Source organism: Flavobacterium sp. B330r (assembly GCF_056824325.1).
Window position 1 is genome coordinate 961,795 of record NZ_CP124860.1, and the last position, 21,926, is coordinate 983,720.

Genomic DNA, 21,926 nt, shown 5'->3' on the forward strand with positions numbered 1-21,926 from the left:
ACTTACTCCTTTGAAGCCAAATATCTTTCAGCATCCAAAGCCGCCATACAACCTGTACCCGCAGCCGTAATTGCCTGACGGTATACATTATCTGCAGCATCACCAGCTACGAAAACACCATCTACATTTGTTTTAGATGTTCCTGGTGTATTTACGATATAACCAGTTTCGTCAAGAGTGATATAATCTTTAAAAATATCTGTATTAGGTTTGTGACCAATTGCCACAAAGAAACCAGTTGCAGGAATTTCGATTGTTTCGCCAGTTGTTTTGTTTAAAGCTTTAATAGCATGAACAACATTGTTGTCTCCTAAAACTTCAACTGTATCATGATTCATTAAAATCTCAATATTTTCAGTTTTACGAACACGCTCTTCCATGATTTTAGAAGCTCTAAATTTTTCGCTTCTAACCAGCATCGTTACTTTTTTACAAAGTTTAGATAAGTAATGTGCTTCTTCGCAAGCAGAATCTCCTGCTCCAACAATAACAACATCTTGGTTTCTGTAGAAGAATCCGTCACAAACTGCACAAGCAGAAACTCCACCACCCATATTTAAATAGTGCTGTTCTGATGGCAATCCTAAATATTTAGCCGAAGCACCTGTAGAAATAATTACAGTTTCACAGTGTAATTCGATTGTATCGTTAATCCAAACTTTATGAATATCTCCAGAAAAATCAACTTTTGTTGCCCATCCGTCACGAATGTCTGCACCAAAACGTTTTGCTTGATCTTGTAACTGAATCATCATTTCAGGTCCTGTTACTCCATCAACATAACCAGGAAAGTTTTCAACCTCATTAGTAGTTGTCAATTGACCACCAGGCTGCATTCCTTGATATAATACTGGATTCATGTTAGCTCTAGCCGCATAAATAGCCGCAGTATAACCTGCAGGACCAGAACCTATAATAAGGCATTTAATTTTTTCGATTGTATTTGACATAGTAATAGTATTTTTGAGTTGCAAATGTAAACTTTATTATAAAAAATAACGTCTAAAATAAATCTGAAATAGCTATGTGGAAATAAGTTTTATTTATTTTCATTTTTTCCTTTTACAAATCAAATTTATTTATATCTTTGCATCCGCTTTCGGGCACTACAACAAAATTACATCTTCGGGGTGTAGCGTAGCCCGGTTATCGCGCCTGCTTTGGGAGCAGGAGGCCGCAGGTTCGAATCCTGCCACCCCGACAAAAGCCGAACAGAAATGTTCGGCTTTTTTGTTTTTCTTAAAATTTTACACTTTATGTTTTTCGTTTATATTCTTTACAGCGCTAAAAAAGAAAAGTTCTACATTGGTCAAACTAATGATATGGAAGACAGACTTAATAGACACAATAATGGACAATCCTTGTCTACAAAAAACGGCGTCCCTTGGAAAATCATTTATACAATTCAACTTGACTCAAGATCTGAAGCGATGATTTTAGAAACTAAAATAAAAAAACGTGGTGCAAAAAGATACCTACAAGACATAGATTTCATATATCATTTGTAGCGTAGCCCGGTTATCGCGTCCCGCCTTCAAGCGGGAAGGCCGCAGGTTCGAATCCTGCCACCCCGACAAAAGCCGAACAGAAATGTTCGGCTTTTTTGTTTTTACACTATCTAAAAAAATAGCCTCTAAAATGAACTGCCCCCAAAAAGTTAGACACTATTTGGGGGCATTTTTATGGAAAGAAAAGTCAAGTACAATTGTGAATTTAAACTTCGTTGTGTAGAAGAAGTTATGAAAAGGCATAACTCGGTTAAAGGCACAGCTAGAGCAAACAAGATAGCTGAAAGCAACCTTACATGCTGGATTAGCCGCTATAATGAATTTGGAATTGAAGGTCTTTTACCAAGGCAGAAAAATAAAGTTTATACTGTAGACTTTAAATTAAAAGTGATACAAACCATTCAAAATAAGTCATTATCTTTGGATGAAGCCTGCTTGATTTTCAAAATTCCAGCGCAGTCAACCATAATAAGCTGGCAAAGAAAATATGCAAAAGATGATTTGGCAGGCTTAGAACTTAAATCACGTGGCAGACCAGCAGTTATGAATTTTAAGAGAAAGCAACGAAAAACAGACAAACCTTTAACCAGGGAAGAGGAACTCTTAAAGGAGTTAGAGTACCTGCGCGCTGAGAACGAAATTCTAAAAAAGTTCAACGCCTTAGTTCAAGCCGAGCAAGCCAATCAAAACAAAAAGCTCAAACCATAATGGAATTAAGGCATAAGTATGATTTAGATCTTTTACTAAATTGTATGAACATGGTTAGAAGCACGTATTATTACTATGAAAAGAAAGGTCAGGTAATCGATAAATATCAAGAGATAAAAGATTTAATTAAACAGATTTACAATTATCATAAGGGCAGATTAGGATATAGACGTATTACTCTATTACTCAAAAAAGAGGGGATTTTAATTAATCACAAAACAGTGCTTCGATTGATGAAATTTTTAGGATTAAAAAGTCTAATCAGAATCAAGAAGTACAGATCGTATAAAGGAGAGCAGGGAAAGATAGCCCCTAATCTGCTACAGCGCAATTTTAAGGCTGATATACCTAACCAGAAATGGGCAACCGATGTCACTGAATTTAATGTTTCTGGCAATAAATTATACTTATCGCCGATAATCGATCTGTTTAATGGAGAGATAATCAGCTATGACTTATCGCAAAGACCAGTGTTTAATCAAGTTTTAAATATGCTTGAAAAAGCATTTAAAAAAATACCGGACAATACTAATCTGACTCTGCATTCTGACCAAGGATGGCAGTATCAAATGACACAATATCAGCATTTATTAAAGAAAAAAGGAATTATGCAAAGCATGTCCAGAAAAGGTAATTGTCTTGATAATGCAATAATTGAAAACTTCTTTGGAATATTAAAATCAGAGTTGTTTTATCTTAAAAAATACACTTCCATTAATCAATTGAAAAAAGAGATTATCGAGTATATAAATTATTATAATAATGACAGAATTAAACTTAATCTAAAAGGAATGAGCCCGATACAATATCGAGCTCATTATTATAAAACTTAATTATTAATTTGTCTAAACTTTTGGGTGCAGTCTAAAAAAACAATCTTTCTTTAGAGGCTATCTTTAATAAACTTATTACTAATTTTATTTCTCCATACTTATATAAACAGGATAAGATTCTTTACTAGGCAAAATAAATTCTTCATCAAAAGGCTGTACGCCTTCTCCATTATTATATGATGCCACACGTTTTACACCAGTTGCCGTGCTTCCGCCAGTACCATTAATAACATTCTGAATATTTCCTGAACCTGCAAAACGGGTAATACACATTTTTTCCAATTTCACATTTGGATTATTAGGCGCTTCAAAACCATTTTTCTTATTCACATTCCCATCCGTTCCTGTAAAAACTGCATAAGACCCCATCCCGATAGTATGATGTTCTTTTACCGAATTTGCTACTTTAAATGCAGCATAACCATTAACTCTACCTCCCTGACTGCTCCAGCTTTCCTGATTTGGCGCATCGTATGGTGGTTCGTTTTGAAAGAAGAAAGTTCGACCACGTTCTCCTAACCATAATACTTCATATTCCTGATAATGCTCTACAAACAAGGCATAAAGCGTCACATCATTTCCCGCTACAATAAGTCCGTTTTTACATCTATCTCTTTTCCAACGTGCGTCGCCACCTTTCTGCGAACCATGATCGGCACGCCACAACCAGAAATGATCTCCTACAACATTATTGCTATTTATTTGCATAGAAGCCTGAATCTGAATATTTTTTGACTGAACTCCACCCACTCGGCAAGTAATATCGCTAAGCAAAATAGGATCTGCACTATGATCTGTATTTGCTTCTTCATTACCAATTCTAACTTGATAGATCGTACTATTCGATGAATCCATTAAAAGTCCAGCAATGATAATTCCGTCTTTATCATCGGCATAAATACAACCCCAAGTATTTTTTTCTGTTGGCTCTAGCGTCACAGAAGCAATACCAGCCCCCAGAAGTATGACATCTTTTCTGTTTACCTGAATCGGAGCATTTAAAGCATAGTGCCCTGGAGTGAAAAATATATTTTTCCCCGCTTTCAATGCAGCATTAATTTCTACATCAGTATCTCCTTCTTTAGCCACATACCAGTTTGCAATCAAATCTTGAATTTCACCTTTCCCTATATCTGTTGCCGACCATGAAACTCCAACTCTATCCTTTTGCCAAGCCGGAACAAAAATTTTATATTCTCCGTCATTATCGATAAAAAGAAAAGGTTTTTCTCGTATAATAGGAGTTGTCGGAATTGGAGAATTGGCATCATCTGCCTGAGGAGGATTTACACATCCCTGCCAAACCATATTATACGATCCTCCCATAGCCTCAGAACCGGAAGGGAAACAGAATTTCTAGTATACCATTGTTGCTGTCCACCCCAGTTCGGTCTTGCAGATGTATAATGAGTATCTGCAATAAAACCGCCGCTGCCCTAGAAGTTAGTATCTCCAATATCCGAAATATACTTTGAAGTATTTTCAATCAGCAATCTTCTGGCGCTAGTTGACTGAGAAACCGTCCATGAAAAATCACGCATTACTTCTACATTTTCAACAGAACGCCAAAATGTACAAGTCGCATTTGCTCCACCAGAAAGATGAGGCCTTGTAAATATTGCTCCCAATTTAACATCTGAAGGCACTTTTCCTAAACCTCCAATATGAGAATAAAACCCTAATTCTATGGCATTAGATGCTGCAGACGATGCAGAACCCGATCCGCCCAAATCGTAGGTTTGTCCCTTAAGATTTGGTTTAAAATAATAAGCCTGACGTTTTGTTGTCCACTCTCCATTTGCACCGCCTAAACCAATACTGCCAAATTGTGCGTTAATTTCATTTCGGGCTGTTTCAGCTTTTTCATGTTTTCTATCGTAGAAATACATATGATCTCCAAAAATCTGATTTTCGAGCGAAATTATAATGGTAACATCGTTTCGAGTTACTTTATAATAATTCTCATATTTAGCTGCATTCGGCTTATTATCGGTAAATATCAATTTAGAAGTTGATCCTACTGAAACAAAATCAGATGCCAAACGACTGCCCCCTCTCGTAATTATATAATTTCCAGAAGAACCAAAAGCCGACCATGATAATGTAATACTATGTTTCTTTTTGCTGTAAACAATTTTGCGTTCAATTTTTTTATTCCCTTCTACTTTTTCGTTATTCAAAAACGACGAAGTAAAACTGCATAAAAGCAGTATAAATGCAAATGCTGTAAATAATGAAATTGCTTTTTTACTCATAAGAATGTTCATTTTGTGGTTTGATAGATTGTAATAATTATAATTTTAAGAAAGCCCAAAATAGCAATAATCTTCAACCTTCGAGTCCGCTTTTGATCTCAATTTTCTTATCAAAAACACTACAAAATCTCTAAATTTTGTCTTTTTCTAACATAAATATGCCTTATCCAAGACATCTCTTTTTCTTTAATAGTTTTTTTTTGCCCCAAATAGAAAAAGAAAACAAAATGAAAAAGATTCTATTATTTATTGCTTTAGTTTTTTCTACTGCTATAATTGCGCAAGAAAAAAACATCATTTCAATAGATTCGTGTTCATTAGCAAAAGAAAGTGTCTTATATAAGAAAAATGCCCACGCTTCTTATTATCATGATAAATTTAATGGAAGAAAAACAGCAAGTGGAAAAAGATTCGACAACAATGAGCTAACTGCTGCACATAAAAAATTCCCTTTTGGCACAATACTAAAAATAACAAACGAGGCTAACAATAAATTCACGATCGTAGAAATTACAGATCGAGGACCTTTTGTTAACGGAAGAGAAATTGATCTCAGCAAAAGAGCTTTTATGGATATTGCATCTAATAAAAAAAGTGGCTTAGTTTATGTCACTATCGAGATTTTAAAATAAGAAGTTTTTCTCACATCAAAATTAGATTCTTGTCTTTTTGAGGCAAGAATACCACTAAATTGTATCAAAAACTTATTAATAACTTCATTCATAACTAGAATAATTTTCTATCAAACACCCATGAAAGCCCGATTAGGCACACTTTCACAAATGTTAACAAAATAGATTTTCAGAAACCATAAATAATTGTATTTTTACGGTTCAAAATTCAGAAAATAAATGGGCAAAATCATTGCTATTGCTAATCAAAAAGGAGGCGTTGGAAAGACTACTACATCAGTAAATCTTGCTGCCTCATTAGGTGTTTTAGAGAAAAAAGTATTATTAATCGACGCTGATCCACAGGCCAATGCTACATCTGGTCTTGGAATTGACGTAGAAACAGTTGAAACCGGAACTTACCAAATACTTGAACATACTGTAACACCAAAAGAAGCCGTTTTAAAATGTACAGCTCCAAACGTTGACGTGATCCCTGCTCACATTGACCTTGTTGCTATCGAAATTGAATTGGTTGACAAAGAAAACCGCGAATACATGCTTAAAAAAGCATTGGAAGAAGCAAAAGAAGAATATGATTATATCATTATCGACTGCGCACCTTCTTTAGGTTTGTTAACCTTGAATGCTTTAACAGCAGCAGATTCTGTAGTTATTCCTATTCAATGTGAATATTTTGCACTTGAAGGATTAGGAAAATTATTGAACACTATTAAGAGTATTCAAAAAATCCACAACCCAGATCTTGACATTGAAGGTTTATTACTAACAATGTACGATTCAAGATTACGTTTATCAAATCAGGTTGTAGAAGAAGTTCAAAAACACTTTAACGATATGGTTTTTGATACTGTAATTCAGCGAAATGTAAAACTAAGTGAGGCTCCAAGTTTTGGAGAAAGTATCATTAATTATGATGCGACAAGCAAAGGTGCCGTAAACTATATTCATTTAGCACAGGAAATTATAAAGAAAAACAGCAAATAGTTTTTATGACAAAAGTAATTAAAAAACAAGCCTTAGGAAGAGGATTATCTGCATTATTAAAAGATCCGGAAAACGACATCAAATCAGTAGAAGACAAAAATGCTGACAAAGTTGTTGGAAACATCATTGAGCTTGAAATAAGTGCGATTGAGATAAATCCGTTTCAGCCTAGAAGCAATTTTAATGAAGAATCATTACGTGAATTAGCCACATCTATTAAAGAACTTGGTGTAATTCAACCTATTACTGTTCGTAAATTAGATTTTAACAAATACCAGTTAATCTCTGGAGAGCGTCGTCTTCGCGCGTCTAAATTAGTAGGCTTAACTCACGTTCCTGCTTATATTCGTATTGCAAATGACAACGAATCATTGGTTATGGCTTTGGTTGAAAACATCCAACGTCATGATTTAGATCCAATTGAGATTGCTTTATCATACCAACGTTTAATCGACGAAATTCAATTAACTCAAGAACAAATGAGTGAAAGAGTGGGTAAAAAACGTTCGACAATTGCCAACTATTTGCGTCTTTTAAAATTAGATCCGATTATCCAGACCGGTATTCGTGATGGTTTTATTAGCATGGGACACGGTAGAGCAATTATCAATATCGAAGATTTAGATGTTCAAACCGATATTTACCAAAAAATCGTTAGCCAAAATCTATCTGTTCGCGAAACAGAAGCTTTAGTTAAAAATTACCACGAAGGTTTACAGCCAAAAGCAGATGGAAAGCCAAAAGCAGATGCTGCATTCGTAGTTAGAGAAACTCAAAAAAATTCTTTCAACGATTATTTTGGTTCAAAAGTTGATATAAAAGTCGCTGGTAACGGAAAAGGAAAAATTACAATTCCATTTAATTCTGAAGCTGACTTTAACAGAATTATGAAATTAATAAACGGATAGTGAATAAAATTGTCCCCATTGGTCTATTGTTCTTTCTAACAGGAACCGTTTCTCTTTTTGCCCAGGTAAAAGAAGACACGGTTTTGGTCGTAAAAGACACCACATCATTAGAAGAAATAGACCCGCTTACACCAGCAAAAGCAGCTTTTTACTCTGCAGTTCTACCTGGTTTAGGCCAAGCATACAACAAAAAATACTGGAAAATTCCATTGGTTTACGGAGCAATCGGAACAAGTTTGTATTTCTACATAGACAACAATAAAAAATACCATGATTATCGTGACGCCTACAAACGAAGATTAGAAGGTTATAACGATGACAATTACAAATATCTGGATGATAGCCGACTTATTGCCGGACAAAAATTCTACCAAAGAAATAGAGATTTATCTGCTTTATTCGTTGTTGGATTCTATGTTTTAAACATAATCGATGCCAATGTTGACGCTGCGTTGATACAATTTAACGTAAACGAAAGACTTTCAATGCGTCCAGAAATTTATCCTGCCGATGTAACATTCAAACCAAACGTTGGTCTAACTTTTAATTATAAGTTTTAATAGATTGAATTCTATTTAAAAAATCAAAAAACAAATCATAATGAAAATTGCGCTTTTAGGATACGGAAAAATGGGTAAAGTAATCGAAACAATTGCTTTAGAAAGAGGTCATGAAATAGTTTTAAGGAAAGATGAATTCAACACCTATGACGGGCTTTCAACAGCCGATGTTGCCATCGATTTCAGCGTTCCATCAGCAGCAGTGAGCAACATTTCTGCATCTTTTAACGCTAATGTTCCTGTGGTATCAGGAACTACTGGTTGGTTAGAACATTATGACGAAATGATTGCACTTTGTAATGAGAAAAAAGGAGGATTTATTTCAAGTTCAAACTTCAGTTTGGGAGTAAATATTTTCTTCGGACTAAATGAATATTTAGCTAAAATCATGAAGCAATTCGATTCTTATAAAGTTTCGATGGAAGAAATTCACCATATCCACAAACTTGATGCTCCTAGCGGAACAGCTATTTCTTTAGCTCAAGGCGTTATCCAAAACAGCGACTACGCAAATTGGACTATGGATGAAGCAAAAAAGAATGAAATTCATATTGAAGCAAAAAGAATTGGAGAAATACCTGGAACACACACTGTAAATTACGATTCTGCTATCGACAGCATCGAAATTAAACATACTGCTCATAACCGCGAAGGTTTTGCCCTTGGCGCTGTCGTTGCAGCAGAATGGCTAGCAGGAAAACAGGGAATTTTCTCTATGAAAGATGTACTAAACTTACAATAATCGACCAAAATTCAGGATTATTAAAAACTTGAATTTGAAACTTAAAATACAATATTATGACACTTTACTCTTGGTTCGTATTTTTCTTAGCCGTTCAAATTATTCATTTTCTTGGAACATGGAAATTGTATCAGGCAGCAGGAAGAAAAAGCTGGGAAGCAGCAATTCCGGTATACAATTCTATCGTTTTAATGAAGATTATCGGACGCCCAACATGGTGGACATTACTACTTTTCATCCCGATTATCAACTTAATTATGTTTCCAGTTATTTGGGTGGAAACACTAAGAACCTTTGGTAAAAAATCAACCTTAGACACTATTTTAGGACTTTTCACATTCGGTTTTTACATTTATGTTGTTAATTACACTCAAAAATTAGAATACCATAAAGAGCGTAAATTAACTCCTGAAAATAAAGCAGCAGATACTGTTAGCTCTTTATTATTCGCCATTATAGTCGCAACTTTAGTCCATACTTATGTTGTACAGCCTTACACAATTCCAACATCATCTTTAGAAAAATCTTTATTAATTGGTGATTTCTTATTTGTAAGCAAATTAAACTACGGCCCTAGAGTTCCAATGACAACTGTTGCATTACCAATGGTTCACGACTCTATTCCTTTAACAAAAAGTAAATCATATTTAAGCTGGCCACAATTACCTTATTTTAGATTGCCAGCTATTCAGAAAATAAACCGATGCGACATTGTCGTCTTCAACTGGCCCGTCGATACAGTTCACTATTTCTTTGAACCAAAAGGAAGACCGGGTGTTATCAAGCCAATTGATAAAAAATCAAACTATGTAAAAAGATGTGTTGGTATTCCTGGAGACAGCTTATCAATAAAAGACGGTTATGTTTTTATTAATGGAAAAAAACTAGTTTTACCTGAAAGAGCAAAGCCTCAGTACTCATACGCTGTAGCATTAGACGGAAAAACATCTATTGACTTTGAAAGTATCTTCAAAGAATTAGATATTACAGATCCAGCAGGTTTTAGAACTGAAAAAAGAGACACTCTTTATCTAGGTGCATTAACAGAAGCTGGAGCAGAAAGATTTAAACACACTCCAGGAGTTACTGCTGTAATTAGAAAAGTTGACACAGGAGACAACAACGACATTTTCCCTCACATCAACAAATGGAACCAAGACAACATGGGACCTATTTACATTCCTGAAGCGGGAAAAACAGTTGCCCTAACAAATGAGTCTCTTCCTTTCTACAAAGAGATTATCACCAATTATGAAGGAAATACATTAGAACTGCAAGGTTCAAAATTCATAATTAATGGAAAACCTGCAACAACATATACCTTCAAACAAAACTATTACTGGATGATGGGAGACAACCGTCATAACTCAGAAGATAGCCGTTACTGGGGTTATGTTCCAGAAGATCATATCGTAGGAAAACCAGTTTTCATTTGGATGAGCTGGGATACTAACGGAAAAGGCATCAATAAAGTTCGCTGGAGCCGAGTATTTACAACTGTAGATGGTGAAGGTCAGCCTCAATCTTACTTCAAATACTTCTTAATTCTTCTAGCTATCTATTTTGTAGGAGATTTTATTTGGAAAAAAAGAAGAGAGAATAAAGCATAATTAAAAAAAAGTTATTTTTGTATCAGGTTTCAAGTTTCACGTTTTTACGTCAACTTGAAACCTGATACTTTTAAACTTGAAACAAAACGAAATGAATTCCTTAATACTTCCAACTTATTTTCCATCTATCAGTCATTTTGCCGTAATTGCGCAATCTGACAGCATCACTTTTGAAATGGAAGATAATTTTCAGAAACAAACTAATAGAAATAGAACTTACATCTATAGTCCTAATGGAATTCAATTATTAAATATCCCTGTTAAGCATTCTAAAGCGACACATCAGAAAACAAAAGACGTTTTGATCGAAAACGAATTTGATTGGCAGAAACAGCATTTTAAATCGCTTGAAGCGGCATATAGAAGCTCTCCGTTCTTCGAGTACTTTGAAGACGATATTGCTGCTATTTTTGAGAAAAAACACCAATTTTTGATGGATTTAAACTTCGAAGTTTTAGACATTGTTACGAAATGTCTTAGAATGAAATTAGAATTTGGAAAAACAACAGAATATTTTCATGAAGTAAATGATTTTACCGATTTCAGATATTTGGCAAATGGTAAAAAAGATGCAAATTCTTTCGAAAAATACACTCAGGTTTTTGACGACAAACATGGCTTCATCAACAATTTAAGTGTTTTGGATTTACTTTTTAATGAAGGTAAGTTTGCAATGGATTATCTAAAAACACAGAAAATTATATAAGATATGAATTACGGGTTATAAGTTATGAATTATGAATTCTCATATCGCCTTAACTTTTCACTTTTCACTTTTCACTTTCTGCTAATAAATCATTCCACCAAAAGTCTTGTCATTATGGGATAATGATCTGAGTTTTCGAAATCAGAGAAACTTTCAAATTGCTTTACTTTCATTTTACTGTCTGTAAAAATATAGTCAATTCTTGCAGGATAATATTTAAACTTATAAGTAGCTCCAAAACCTTCTCCCGCTTCTTCAAAGGCATCCTTTAGCTTGCCTTTAATACTTCTATAAACATAAGAAAACGGACTGTTATTCATGTCGCCACAAATAATAATCGGATAATTGCATTTCTTAATATGCTCTTTAAAAATTTCAGCCTGTTCTTGCTGCTGTGTGAACCCTTTACTGATTCTAGCATAAATACGCTGTGATTTTTTCTGATTTACATTATCAATATCATCAGAAATCTCACTTACATCTGGAGATATCTTAATGGATTGCAAGTGCATGTTATAGACACGAATAATATCTTTTCCTCGCTTAATATCAGCATAAACAACATTATTATCTGATTTCGGAAAAACAATCTTTCCTTCGTCTATAATAGGAAATTTAGAAAAAATAGCCTGCCCCGTTTTAATTTTTTTACCATCAATAAAAATATAACGGTGCGGATATACTTTTAAATCTAAATGTGCAGAATTTGAATATTCTTGAATACACAAAATGTCAGGATCTTTTTCGTCGATAAAAGATTTAATATTGGACGGAATATCATCACGATCCAGCCATTTAAAGACATTAAACAGACGTACATTATAACTCATCACAGAAAAATCCTTTTCGTCCTTCACATACTCTTTACCAGAAAACTTATAAAATTTACTAATAAATGTAATTCCTGTTAGCAAAACCAAACCAGACAAAATAAGACGTTTTTTAAACTGAATTCCCCAATAGATAAAAAACAATATATTGGCCACAAAAAAGGCTGGCATAAACAAAGTAAGCACCGATAAAAGCGGAAAGCTTTTAGGTGCTAAAAAAGGCAAAACATAGACGCTAAATGTAAGCACAGTCAGCACTATGTTCAAAAAGAACATTATTTTATTAAACCAAGAAAGGTTTTTCATATTTATCTCCTACAAGTTTATTTTCCAGCTTTAAATAAAAACTCTTTTTCTTCTTTTGTCAAGCAGTCGTATCCCGACTGGCTTATTTTGTCTAAAATTTCATCAATCTGTTGCTGCGTTTTATCTTTAGTAACAATTCTTGATGTGGTTTTTTCTGTAGGTTTTCTGTAATTTTTATGAACTTTTGTAAATGGGGTCGTAGGAGATTTTTTAAAAAGATTCGCAAAGAAATCTAAAGTTTTAGAAACGATAGTACTTAAATCGGTACCGTTTTGTAGCAATTTAATATAAACAAATCCGAAGAAGGCACCGGCTAGATGAGAAATATGCCCACCCATGTTTCCAAGACGAAACTGCATCAAATCTAAAATTATAATAACAGCAGTAATATGCCAAAGCTTTACATTTCCAAATAGAAACAAGCGAACATTCATTAGCGGAGAATAAGTTGTTGTAGCAACCAAAATTGCCATGATGGCAGCCGATGCTCCAACAATGGAACCACCAATATTAGACAGATAAAAACTCAGCGCAAAAGCCACTCCTGCAAAAAGAGCGCTTAAAAGATACAATCCTAAATATTGTTTTTGAGTAAAATACGTGAGAAACAAAGAGCTGGCAAAATTAAGCACCATCATATTAAACAATAAATGCAAAAATCCATCATGAAAGAAAGCGTACGTTAAAAAAGTCCATGGTTTAAACATAAAAACCTGAGGATCTGAAGACAAAGCAATCCAACTTGGAAAATTAAAAAAACCATTTGAATAGTTATAGAAGAAAATAAGCGATACAATAAAACATGCTATATTCCAGTACATGACACGCATGGCAATACCTCCTAATCTATATTGTAATTTTAAATCGTCTAAAATATTCATAGAAACTCTTTTGTTTTAGAATTTGTACTTTAAAGTTAAAAATTAATTCCAACGGTTGTTATTAAACTGATTTTTTTTCCAGTACCACATCATTAAAAAACCAGTAATTGCACCTCCAACGTGGGCAAAATGCGCTATACCTGTACCGCCGCTTCCAAATAAAGAGCTTCCTTTAAAGCCTAAAAACAAGTCGATTGCTAAAATTCCAGGAACAAAATATTTTGCTTTAATTGGAATAGGAATAAACATTAGGCCAAGCTGTGCATTTGGAAACATAAATGCAAAAGCTGTAAGCAAACCATAAATTGCCCCAGAAGCACCTAAAACAGGTGACTGAACTATAGCACTCGACTGCGCCAGTGCATTGAATTGTTCTTGAGTACAATGCACTTTGTTTAAAATAGCAGCAATATCACCTTGCACCATTTTTCCGCTCGCATCAAATAATGATGAATAGTTTGCATTCAAAATCAAATGTAATTCTGATTTAGACAAATTCAAATCAGAAACAGAACTTAGAAGGGACTGTAATTGCAAATAGTTTACTCCAGTGTGCAACAATGCCGCACCTAATCCGCAAGAGATATAAAAAAACAAGAATTTCTTTCCGCCCCAAAAATGTTCTAATGCAGAACCAAAACTATACAATGCAAACATATTAAATAAAATATGTGCAAAATTTGGCAATGGCGCATGCATAAACATATGCGTAATAATCTGCCATACCCTAAAATTATCGCTCTCAGGATAATACATCATTAAATAGTCATAAGAAACTGGTACTATTTGAGAGCCAATAAAAAATATAATATTAATAATAAGCAGTTGTTTAACTACTGGAGTCATATTCATCATAAAGCAAACTTTTTATCTATATCTTCAACACGCATGGTAATGAAGGTAGGTTTTTGAAAAGGTGAAATATTCGGATCTTTACAAGCAAACAATCCGTTTACCAAATTATCTTGTTCTTTTTCGGTTAAATAAGATCCTGTTTTAACCGCTAAACTTTTGGCCATTGACTTGGCAATTGTATCGTTCTGACTGTAACTATTTGCTGGAATTCCATCTTGCAAATCGCTTAACAATTGTTCGATTACCTGTGAGACTTCACTTTCTGTAATATTTACAGGAATTCCAGAAATTACAACGTGATCAGTTTTACTTTCGTCAAAAACAAATCCTGTTGTTTCCAATGAAGGTTTTAATTCTTCTATTAATTCCATTTCAGATGCCGAATAAAACAAATCTAAAGGAAAAAGCAACTGTTGGCTCGAAGCTTGATTAACGGTCATATTCAGCAAAAATTGTTCGTACAAAATTCGCTGATGCGCACGCTGCTGATCCACAATAATCATTCCCGATTTTATAGGCGAAACGATATATTTTTTATGAATTTGATACGTTTTCTGAGTAGCTTGTTCTACATCTTCATCATTAAACAAAGAAGAAGTCACTTCTTCATTTTCAAATGTGAATGGCGAACTTTCTATGCTTTCTGGATTTTCGACATCTAAACCAACATATAAACTTTCCCAGCTTGTGGTTGGTTCTACCCTTTTGGAATAACCCGAATACGACACCCCAGAAGAAGATGATCCCGACGAAGATGAAAAAGAAGACCCCGAACTATATCCTGATGATCCCGAAGCGGCTTTACTATAATGCTGATTGGTTTTATCATCAGTAAAAGGATTAAAAGTTCCATCTACCTGAATCGTTGGAATTCCCACTTCCATATCTTTATAATGGTATGGCGTATCTAAATTGGCATCTCTGTCAAAATCTAAAACAGGAGCAACATTAAATTGCCCTAAACTATGTTTGATAGATGCTCTTAAAATAGCATACAATGCTTGCTCGTCATCAAACTTAATTTCTGTTTTAGTTGGATGTATATTAATATCTATGGTATTTGGCGGAACCTGCAGATACAAGAAATAACTTGGCTGAGAACCATCTTTCAGCAATCCGTCGTATGCAGACATTACAGCATGATGCAAGAAACTGCTTTTTATAAATCGATCGTTTACAAAAAAGAACTGCTCACCCCTATTTTTCTTAGCAAACTCAGGCTTACATACAAAACCTTGAACGTTTATAATTTCGGTATCCTCGTTTACAGGAACCAATTTTTCATTCGTTTTTCCTGCCATAATACCAACAATTCGCTGGCGATATCCTGCTGCAGGAAGATTGTACATCTCACTTCCGTTATGATAAAAACTAAAATGAATATTTGGATGTGCCAATGCTACACGCTGGAACTCATCCATCACGTGGCGAAATTCAACCGTATCGGACTTTAAGAAATTACGGCGAGCTGGAATATTAAAAAACAAGTTTTTAACCGCAAATGAAGTTCCTTTTGGCAAAACAGCCACTTCTTGCGAAACAAATTTACTTCCCTCAATTACAATATGCGTTCCAAGTTCATCCTGATCCTGTTTGGTTTTCATTTCCATGTGCGCAATCGCCGCGATAGAAGCCAAAGCCTCTCCACGGAAACCTTTTGTTCCAAGCGAAAATAAGTCTTCTGCCTGGCGGATTTTGGAAGTAGCATGACGGGCAAAACACAAACGGGCATCTGTAACGGTCATTCCAACACCATTATCAATTACCTGAACTAGCGATTTACCAGCATCTTTTATAATTAATTTGATATCAGTTGCTTTGGCGTCAACAGCATTTTCTAACAATTCTTTTACGACTGAAGCTGGTCTTTGAACCACTTCTCCAGCAGCAATTTGGTTAGCAACGTGATCAGGAAGCAATTGAATAATACTCGACATTAAGCAAAAATAATTTTAAAGTTTAGATTAGGTTTTTTATAAACCAAGAAGTACAAATTTAGTGAATTTTGATTGGCTTTTAGAATAAGAATAATCATAAAAAAAACAAAAACTACAACAGTCTACAAAACAGAAGAATTGCAATTTATATTAATTCATTTTTGCAATTTCATCAAGTGTATAAACTTTATATTCAATCCCCATTCTCTTTGCATTTTCCTCAACTGTTGTAGTAAAACCAGCTTCTTTTCGCAGTTTATTAACTTTTTTTGGATTTTGAATTGGAGAAACGTAATTAAAAAATTCTTTCTTTCCGGTCTGTTTATTTGTAATTAACTTGCCTTGTCCTTGAGTTCCATAAATCTGCTCTTTACCTTGCTGAGTCAGATAACGATCTTCCATCATTGCAAAACGAGTAAACGCAATTTCTCCTTTTTTAGCAGCAGCTTCAATCAAAGGCAAATATTTAGATATTTTTTTACTATGCTGAATAACATACCATGCAGATTCATTTGTTGGTTCACCTACTAAGCTTTTCCCGGGATAACCATAATCCAGAATAATTTTTTCAACCTTCTTCATATTCACAGAATCCTGCGCATTCATATACATCCATATATTGTTTTTGAAATCATTGTCGTCCTGCCGACCGATTTCCTTTAAAATTTCTTTTTTTCTAATTTCTGTTGTTTCAGAATCGAGATATTCCCTAAGAATCTGATCTGATTTCATAATCGAATCCAATTCTATTTTTAAACTTTGATTGATTTTATTTTGAGCCAAAATAACCTCAAAAAACAACAACAATAAAATAAGAAGTAAAGGTCTTTTCATAATTCCAAAATTTGATATCAACTCAAATATAATATAATTCCGAATTCGATGCGACTTAATACAATCACAAAAAAAGCATAAAAAAACCTATACTTTTAACAGTATAGGTTTTAATATTTTTTAAAACAAAAGTGCTTATTCGTTTTCTATTTTTTTCGGAGAATCTTCAATTTGAATTGCTCCCGAAGCTAACAATGGCTGATTATAAACATGAGCTATTGAAGCCTGCTGACGAATATAAGCCATTTTTATTGCCGCAATCGCCGCTTCAGTTCCTTTGTTTCCGTGAACCCCTCCACTTCTGTCAATAGATTGTTGCATATTATTATCTGTTAAAACACAGAAAATAACCGGAACATCAGTTTGAACATTCAAATCTTTAATTCCTTGTGTAACACCTTCACAAACAAAATCAAAATGTTTCGTTTCTCCTTGAATTACACATCCAATTACGATAACGGCATCCACATTTTGTGTCTGAAGCATTTTTTTAGCGCCGTAGATTAGCTCAAAACTTCCTGGAACATTCCAACGGATAATTTGTTGGGCAGGAACATCGCAATCAACCAAAGCATCAAAAGCACCATTATAAAGTCCTTCTGTTATAGTATCATTCCATTCAGAAACAACAATCCCAAACCGAAAGTCTTTCGCGTTTGGGATTGTGTTTTTATCGTATTCTGATAGATTTTTATTTTCAGTAGCCATCTGTAATATTTTAGATTTTTGATTTTAGAATTTAGATTCGTAACTACAAATCTACAATCTTAAATCTAAAGTCTAAAATTTTTATTGCGCTAATCCAATCAAAGCATCAACAGAAGCTGCTTCTGGAGTATTATCGTAATTATCCTTAATATCATTAAAGTATTTCAAAGCATCTTCTTTTTGCCCTAAAGCTAAAGCAGTTTTTCCAGCTTTTAACAAGAAACGAGGTGTTGTAAAATCGTTTTTGTTAGATTCAGCAGCTTTCACATAAAAATCTAAAGCTTCTTTTTGCTGATTTTTTTGAGAGTAAGCATCTCCTGTAGCACCTTTAGCTAAAGCACTTAAAACTACATCTTCTGATTTAAATTCACCTAAATATTTAATTGCCTCATCAAATTTACCAGTATTTAAGTAAGCGATACCAGCATAGTAATTTGCCAAATTTCCAGCGTCAGTTCCAGAATATTCGTCAGCGATTTTAATAAATCCGAATTTACCTTCTGAACCGTTTAATGATAATTTGAATAATGAATCGCTAGAAACACCGTTTACAGCTTTTTCAAAGTTTTGTTGCGCAACAAACATTTCACTTGCAGCCTCTTCTTGTTTCGGAGTTGCTATAAATTTTTGGTAAGCCAAATATCCAATTGTAGCAACCGCTATACCAGCAACTAAACCAATAATGATTTTTTGATTTTTAGCCACCCAATCCTCAGTTCTTGAAGCTGTTTCGTCTAATTTTGAGAAAACTCCAGCTGTTGTGCTGTCTTTTTCATCAATAACTACTTGTTGCTCTTCAGTAACCACTTCTTTTACTTCCTTTTCTTTTGGTGTCTTATATCCTCTTTTATTGTAAGTTGCCATTTAAAATTTATTTAGTGAACGGCAAAAATAAAATTTTTATTGAAACTGAGGTAAAAAATTTCAATTTTATCACTATTTTAAAAGAAATATTTTCATGATTCACTTATCCTTTCGCAAAAGCGGTAAAATAAATAAGCCTAAGAAAGGGCTAAAGCCAATTATATCGATAATTTTCGGTAATTTGCAGCCTCAAATTTTTAATGCTCAAAAGCAGTAAATATTACACTTGGAGTCCTTACAAATGCATTTAAACAAAATCTCATTATTTAATTACAAGAACTTTTCTGAAGCAAGTTTTGATTTTGACATCAAAATAAACTGTTTTGTTGGAAAAAATGGCATTGGAAAAACTAATGTGCTCGATGCTATTTATCATTTGGCATACGGAAAAAGTTATTTTAATCCGCTTGCCGTTCAAAACATCAAACACGGCGAAGAGTTTTTTGTGATTGATGCCGAACTCGAAAAAAATGAGAGAACCGAGCAGATTGTTTGCAGTTTAAAAAAAGGACAGAAAAAAGTTCTAAAGCGAAATGGAAAACCTTACGACAAATTCTCCGATCATATTGGTTTTATTCCGTTAGTTATTATTTCTCCTGCAGATAGAGATTTAATCGTTGAAGGAAGCGAAACACGCCGTAAATTTATGGACAGTGTGATTTCGCAATTAGACGCTACTTATCTACACGAATTAATACAATATCAAAAGGTAATCACACAGCGAAATGCACTTTTAAAATATTTTGCTTTGAATCATGTTTTTGACAATGATACCTTATCTATATATAACGAACAGTTACAAGGTTACGGAAAATCGATTTTTGAAAAACGAAAAGATTTTCTAGAACAGTTTATACCTATATTTAATAGACACCATCAGGCAATAACGGGATCTGAAGAAAGTGTGCAATTGGTTTACGAAAGTCATTTGTTCGAAAAAGACCTTTTAACGCTTTTGCAGGAAAACATCAATAAAGATCGAGCGCTGCATTATACCTCTGTTGGAATCCATAAAGATGATTTGTCTTTTGAAATTGATTTGCATCCGATAAAAAAATTCGGATCTCAAGGTCAGCAGAAATCTTTTCTAATTGCTTTAAAATTAGCGCAATTCGAGTTTTTGAAAAAACAAAGCGGTGTAAAACCTATTCTTTTGTTTGATGATATTTTTGATAAACTGGACGAAACGCGTGTTGCCAAAATTGTAGAAATGGTAAATAGTGAAACCTTTGGACAGCTTTTTATTTCGGATACGCATCCAGAAAGAACCGAAGCGATTGTAAAATCGACACATCAGACTTATAAGATATTCAATTTGTAATTCGGGAAATTTGGTACAATTTGTATCAACTTTCAGAATTAATCACAAAATAGAAATCAGTAAATTAGCCTGAACAAAAAACTTAAAAACAACTGCAATAAAATATATAAGGATTATGTTAACGAAAGAATCATTGCAATTTTTAGACGATTTAAAAAAGAACAATAACCGCGAATGGTTTCAGGAAAATAAAAAGCGATACGAAGTTTTCAAGAAAGATTACCATCAATTGGTAAGCGATTTTCTGGATGCCATGAAACCGCTTGATCCTTCATTGGAATTATTGGAAGTTAAAAACTGCACTTTCAGAATAAACCGTGACATTCGTTTTTCTAAAGACAAATCTCCTTATAAAGCACATTTGGGCGTTTGGATGTCAGCTGGTGCAAAAGGTGCAAATCGTGCCGGATATTATGTTCATATAGAAAAAGGTGCGAGTTTTATTGCTGGCGGATTTTATTCGCCTGAAGCGGAAGACTTAAAGAAAGTCCGTAAAGAAATCGCTTTTTTCTACGAAGATTTACAGGAAATTTTAAACGATAAAAACTTCAAGAAAGAATTTGGAAATTTAGACATCAACGAAAACAATTCACTTAAAAGCATGCCTCGCGGTTATGAAAAAGATCATCCTGCAATTGAGTTTTTAAAACTGAAAAGTTTCACCGCAACTCAGGTTTATAATGTTTCTGAGGTGACGGAAAAAGATTTCGTAAAGAAAATGAGCCAAAAATTGATTGCTTTAAAACCTCTAAACGAATTCATCAACCGCGCTTTGGATACTGAAGAATTTTAGAAATAAAAAAAATCGCCACGAATTCACGAATTATTCAAAATTAATTCGTGAATTCGTGGCGAAAAAACTTTTATAATGAAAAGGAAAATACTTTTTCTTGGAGAATCTTATCGTGCAGATGCCATCACTTGGATGAAAGGCCTAAAAGAATTTGGCGATTTTGAAATTATCACTTGGGAACTTCAGACTTCTAACAACCATAGATTCAAACGTATTTTAGAGTATTTCTTCTCTCCTCTTTCCATTCGAAAAACAATAAGAAAAGAAAAACCAGACATGGTAATTGCTGAAAGGACCACTAGTTATGGTTTTCTTGCAGCAATTTCTGGCTCTAAAACCATTGCAATCGCACAGCAAGGGCGAACCGATTTATGGCCTGAAGAATCTAAACTGTATCCTTTTAAGAAATTCATACAAAAATATGCTTTCAAAAAAGCGCATTTAATCCATGCTTGGGGACCCGTTATGGCAATTCACATGAAAGCAACTGGGGTTGACATGGATAAAGTTTTGGTTCTTCCTAAAGGAATTAATTTATCTCTTTTTACTCCATCAACAAATAATTCGAACAAAATTGAAGCGATTGTAACGCGCTCACTTCAGCCAGAATACCGACACGATTCTATTTTAAAAGCTTTCGGAATTTTGAATCAAAAAGGAATTGATTTTTCATTAACGATTGTTGGAGACGGAACAAGACTACAATATTTAAAAGATTTGGCGAGAGAGCTGCAAATCGAAAATAAAGTGATTTTTACAGGAAGAATCCCAAACACAGAACTTCCAAAATTACTACAGCAATCAAATATTTATATCAGCATGCCAATTACCGAAGGCGTTTCGGCCTCTTTGTTTGAGGCAATGGCTTCTAATTGTTTTCCTGTTGTTTCAGATATTCCTGGGAATCAAAGCTGGATTACACACCGAGAAAATGGCCAATTAATTACAATTGATGACATTGAAATGTTAGCCAATGAATTAATCTGGTCTTTTGAAAATCCTAAATTGCGAAATGAAGCGATTACTCGAAATAGAAAATTTGTCGAGGAAAATGCGAATTATGATATTAATATGAAAGTTATTTCGGAGAAGTATCATGAATTGCTGAATCTGCATGATATTTAAACGCCAAGAACGCAAAGCTTAGC

22 protein-coding genes and 1 tRNA gene are annotated in these 21,926 nt (G+C 34.0%); 13 read left to right on the forward strand and 10 right to left on the reverse strand.

Going from position 1 to position 21,926, the window contains the following annotated elements:
* Positions 1 to 2 precede the first annotated feature (2 nt).
* Positions 3 to 950 (reverse strand): thioredoxin-disulfide reductase, encoded by a 948-nt coding sequence (gene trxB / locus QLQ95_RS04375; protein ID WP_095929443.1) that lies wholly within the window; start codon positions 948 to 950, stop codon positions 3 to 5.
* A 176-nt stretch (positions 951 to 1,126) separates the two neighbouring features.
* Between trxB and QLQ95_RS04380 the strand changes: the two genes are divergently transcribed.
* The 3 genes from QLQ95_RS04380 to QLQ95_RS04390 all read left to right on the forward strand — a co-directional run bounded on the left by QLQ95_RS04380 (position 1,127) and on the right by QLQ95_RS04390 (position 3,049).
* Positions 1,127 to 1,201, forward strand: a tRNA-Pro gene (locus QLQ95_RS04380).
* A 55-nt stretch (positions 1,202 to 1,256) separates the two neighbouring features.
* Complete coding sequence (locus tag QLQ95_RS04385; RefSeq protein ID WP_482502787.1) at positions 1,257 to 1,508, forward strand: GIY-YIG nuclease family protein; 252 nt, start codon at positions 1,257 to 1,259, stop codon at positions 1,506 to 1,508.
* A gap of 174 nt (positions 1,509 to 1,682) precedes the next feature.
* Positions 1,683 to 3,049 (forward strand): IS3 family transposase gene (locus QLQ95_RS04390; protein ID WP_414655674.1). Its coding sequence is split into 2 segments (ribosomal slippage): positions 1,683 to 2,151 and positions 2,151 to 3,049, totalling 1,368 coding nucleotides; the frame shifts between segments, so codons are not numbered across the junction.
* A gap of 84 nt (positions 3,050 to 3,133) precedes the next feature.
* On the opposite strand, the gene QLQ95_RS04395 is transcribed toward QLQ95_RS04390, so the two are convergent.
* Both QLQ95_RS04395 and QLQ95_RS04400 read right to left on the reverse strand, forming a co-directional pair.
* Complete coding sequence (locus QLQ95_RS04395; protein ID WP_482502789.1) at positions 3,134 to 4,375, reverse strand: hypothetical protein; 1,242 nt, start codon at positions 4,373 to 4,375, stop codon at positions 3,134 to 3,136.
* Between the two features lie 110 nt (positions 4,376 to 4,485).
* Positions 4,486 to 5,304 carry a hypothetical protein gene (locus tag QLQ95_RS04400; RefSeq protein WP_482502791.1) on the reverse strand — a complete coding sequence of 273 codons (819 nt, stop codon included), beginning with the start codon at positions 5,302 to 5,304 and terminating at the stop codon, positions 4,486 to 4,488.
* Positions 5,305 to 5,531: 227 nt separating this feature from the next.
* On the opposite strand from QLQ95_RS04400, the gene QLQ95_RS04405 reads away from it, so the two are divergent.
* The 7 genes from QLQ95_RS04405 to QLQ95_RS04435 all read left to right on the forward strand — a co-directional run bounded on the left by QLQ95_RS04405 (position 5,532) and on the right by QLQ95_RS04435 (position 11,449).
* Positions 5,532 to 5,936, forward strand: a complete 405-nt coding sequence (locus QLQ95_RS04405) for a septal ring lytic transglycosylase RlpA family protein (RefSeq protein ID WP_482502792.1) — start codon at positions 5,532 to 5,534, stop codon at positions 5,934 to 5,936.
* Positions 5,937 to 6,155: 219 nt separating this feature from the next.
* Entirely contained in the window at positions 6,156 to 6,923 is a 768-nt protein-coding gene (locus tag QLQ95_RS04410) for a ParA family protein (RefSeq protein ID WP_008464569.1), read from the forward strand.
* 5 nt (positions 6,924 to 6,928) lie between these two features.
* Positions 6,929 to 7,831: a ParB/RepB/Spo0J family partition protein gene (locus tag QLQ95_RS04415; protein WP_095929441.1), complete on the forward strand. Its 903-nt coding sequence runs from the start codon at positions 6,929 to 6,931 to the stop codon at positions 7,829 to 7,831.
* Positions 7,831 to 8,391: a DUF5683 domain-containing protein gene (locus QLQ95_RS04420; RefSeq protein ID WP_095929440.1), complete on the forward strand. Its 561-nt coding sequence runs from the start codon at positions 7,831 to 7,833 to the stop codon at positions 8,389 to 8,391. Before QLQ95_RS04415 ends, QLQ95_RS04420 begins: the two co-directional genes overlap by 1 nt.
* A 40-nt stretch (positions 8,392 to 8,431) precedes the next feature.
* Positions 8,432 to 9,133, forward strand: coding sequence for a 4-hydroxy-tetrahydrodipicolinate reductase (gene dapB, locus QLQ95_RS04425; protein ID WP_482502794.1), 702 nt, complete (start codon positions 8,432 to 8,434; stop codon positions 9,131 to 9,133).
* A 56-nt stretch (positions 9,134 to 9,189) separates the two neighbouring features.
* A complete protein-coding gene (gene lepB / locus QLQ95_RS04430; RefSeq protein WP_320493111.1) occupies positions 9,190 to 10,743 on the forward strand; it encodes a signal peptidase I in 1,554 nt (517 codons plus the stop codon).
* Positions 10,744 to 10,834: 91 nt separating this feature from the next.
* Positions 10,835 to 11,449, forward strand: coding sequence for a WbqC family protein (locus QLQ95_RS04435; RefSeq protein ID WP_095929437.1), 615 nt, complete (start codon positions 10,835 to 10,837; stop codon positions 11,447 to 11,449).
* 89 nt (positions 11,450 to 11,538) lie between these two features.
* Here QLQ95_RS04435 and QLQ95_RS04440 read toward each other — a convergent pair whose 3' ends face one another.
* The 7 genes from QLQ95_RS04440 to QLQ95_RS04470 all read right to left on the reverse strand — a co-directional run bounded on the left by QLQ95_RS04440 (position 11,539) and on the right by QLQ95_RS04470 (position 18,664).
* Positions 11,539 to 12,585: an endonuclease/exonuclease/phosphatase family protein gene (locus QLQ95_RS04440; protein WP_172426883.1), complete on the reverse strand. Its 1,047-nt coding sequence runs from the start codon at positions 12,583 to 12,585 to the stop codon at positions 11,539 to 11,541.
* A gap of 17 nt (positions 12,586 to 12,602) precedes the next feature.
* Positions 12,603 to 13,466 (reverse strand): rhomboid family intramembrane serine protease, encoded by an 864-nt coding sequence (locus tag QLQ95_RS04445; RefSeq protein ID WP_379801433.1) that lies wholly within the window; start codon positions 13,464 to 13,466, stop codon positions 12,603 to 12,605.
* A gap of 42 nt (positions 13,467 to 13,508) precedes the next feature.
* Positions 13,509 to 14,321, reverse strand: a complete 813-nt coding sequence (locus tag QLQ95_RS04450; RefSeq protein WP_172426882.1) for a rhomboid family intramembrane serine protease — start codon at positions 14,319 to 14,321, stop codon at positions 13,509 to 13,511.
* Positions 14,318 to 16,258 carry a DNA mismatch repair endonuclease MutL gene (gene mutL / locus QLQ95_RS04455; protein WP_482502797.1) on the reverse strand — a complete coding sequence of 647 codons (1,941 nt, stop codon included), beginning with the start codon at positions 16,256 to 16,258 and terminating at the stop codon, positions 14,318 to 14,320. The genes QLQ95_RS04450 and mutL overlap by 4 nt, the downstream gene beginning before the upstream one ends.
* Positions 16,259 to 16,408: 150 nt before the next feature.
* Positions 16,409 to 17,092: a DUF6624 domain-containing protein gene (locus tag QLQ95_RS04460; protein ID WP_320493108.1), complete on the reverse strand. Its 684-nt coding sequence runs from the start codon at positions 17,090 to 17,092 to the stop codon at positions 16,409 to 16,411.
* Positions 17,093 to 17,227: 135 nt separating this feature from the next.
* Positions 17,228 to 17,800: a 6,7-dimethyl-8-ribityllumazine synthase gene (gene ribH, locus QLQ95_RS04465; RefSeq protein WP_095929433.1), complete on the reverse strand. Its 573-nt coding sequence runs from the start codon at positions 17,798 to 17,800 to the stop codon at positions 17,228 to 17,230.
* A gap of 81 nt (positions 17,801 to 17,881) precedes the next feature.
* Positions 17,882 to 18,664, reverse strand: a complete 783-nt coding sequence (locus QLQ95_RS04470; protein WP_250837326.1) for a tetratricopeptide repeat protein — start codon at positions 18,662 to 18,664, stop codon at positions 17,882 to 17,884.
* A gap of 241 nt (positions 18,665 to 18,905) precedes the next feature.
* Here QLQ95_RS04470 and recF point away from each other — a divergent pair, with 241 nt between their 5' ends.
* The 3 genes from recF (at position 18,906) to QLQ95_RS04485 (ending at position 21,903) form a co-directional block, all read left to right on the forward strand.
* On the forward strand, positions 18,906 to 19,985 hold the full coding sequence (gene recF / locus QLQ95_RS04475; RefSeq protein WP_095929431.1) for a DNA replication/repair protein RecF: 1,080 nt from the start codon (positions 18,906 to 18,908) through the stop codon (positions 19,983 to 19,985).
* Positions 19,986 to 20,100: 115 nt separating this feature from the next.
* Complete coding sequence (locus QLQ95_RS04480; protein ID WP_320493106.1) at positions 20,101 to 20,778, forward strand: DUF2461 domain-containing protein; 678 nt, start codon at positions 20,101 to 20,103, stop codon at positions 20,776 to 20,778.
* Positions 20,779 to 20,853: 75 nt separating this feature from the next.
* Positions 20,854 to 21,903 carry a glycosyltransferase gene (locus QLQ95_RS04485; RefSeq protein WP_482502800.1) on the forward strand — a complete coding sequence of 350 codons (1,050 nt, stop codon included), beginning with the start codon at positions 20,854 to 20,856 and terminating at the stop codon, positions 21,901 to 21,903.
* Positions 21,904 to 21,926 lie beyond the last annotated feature (23 nt).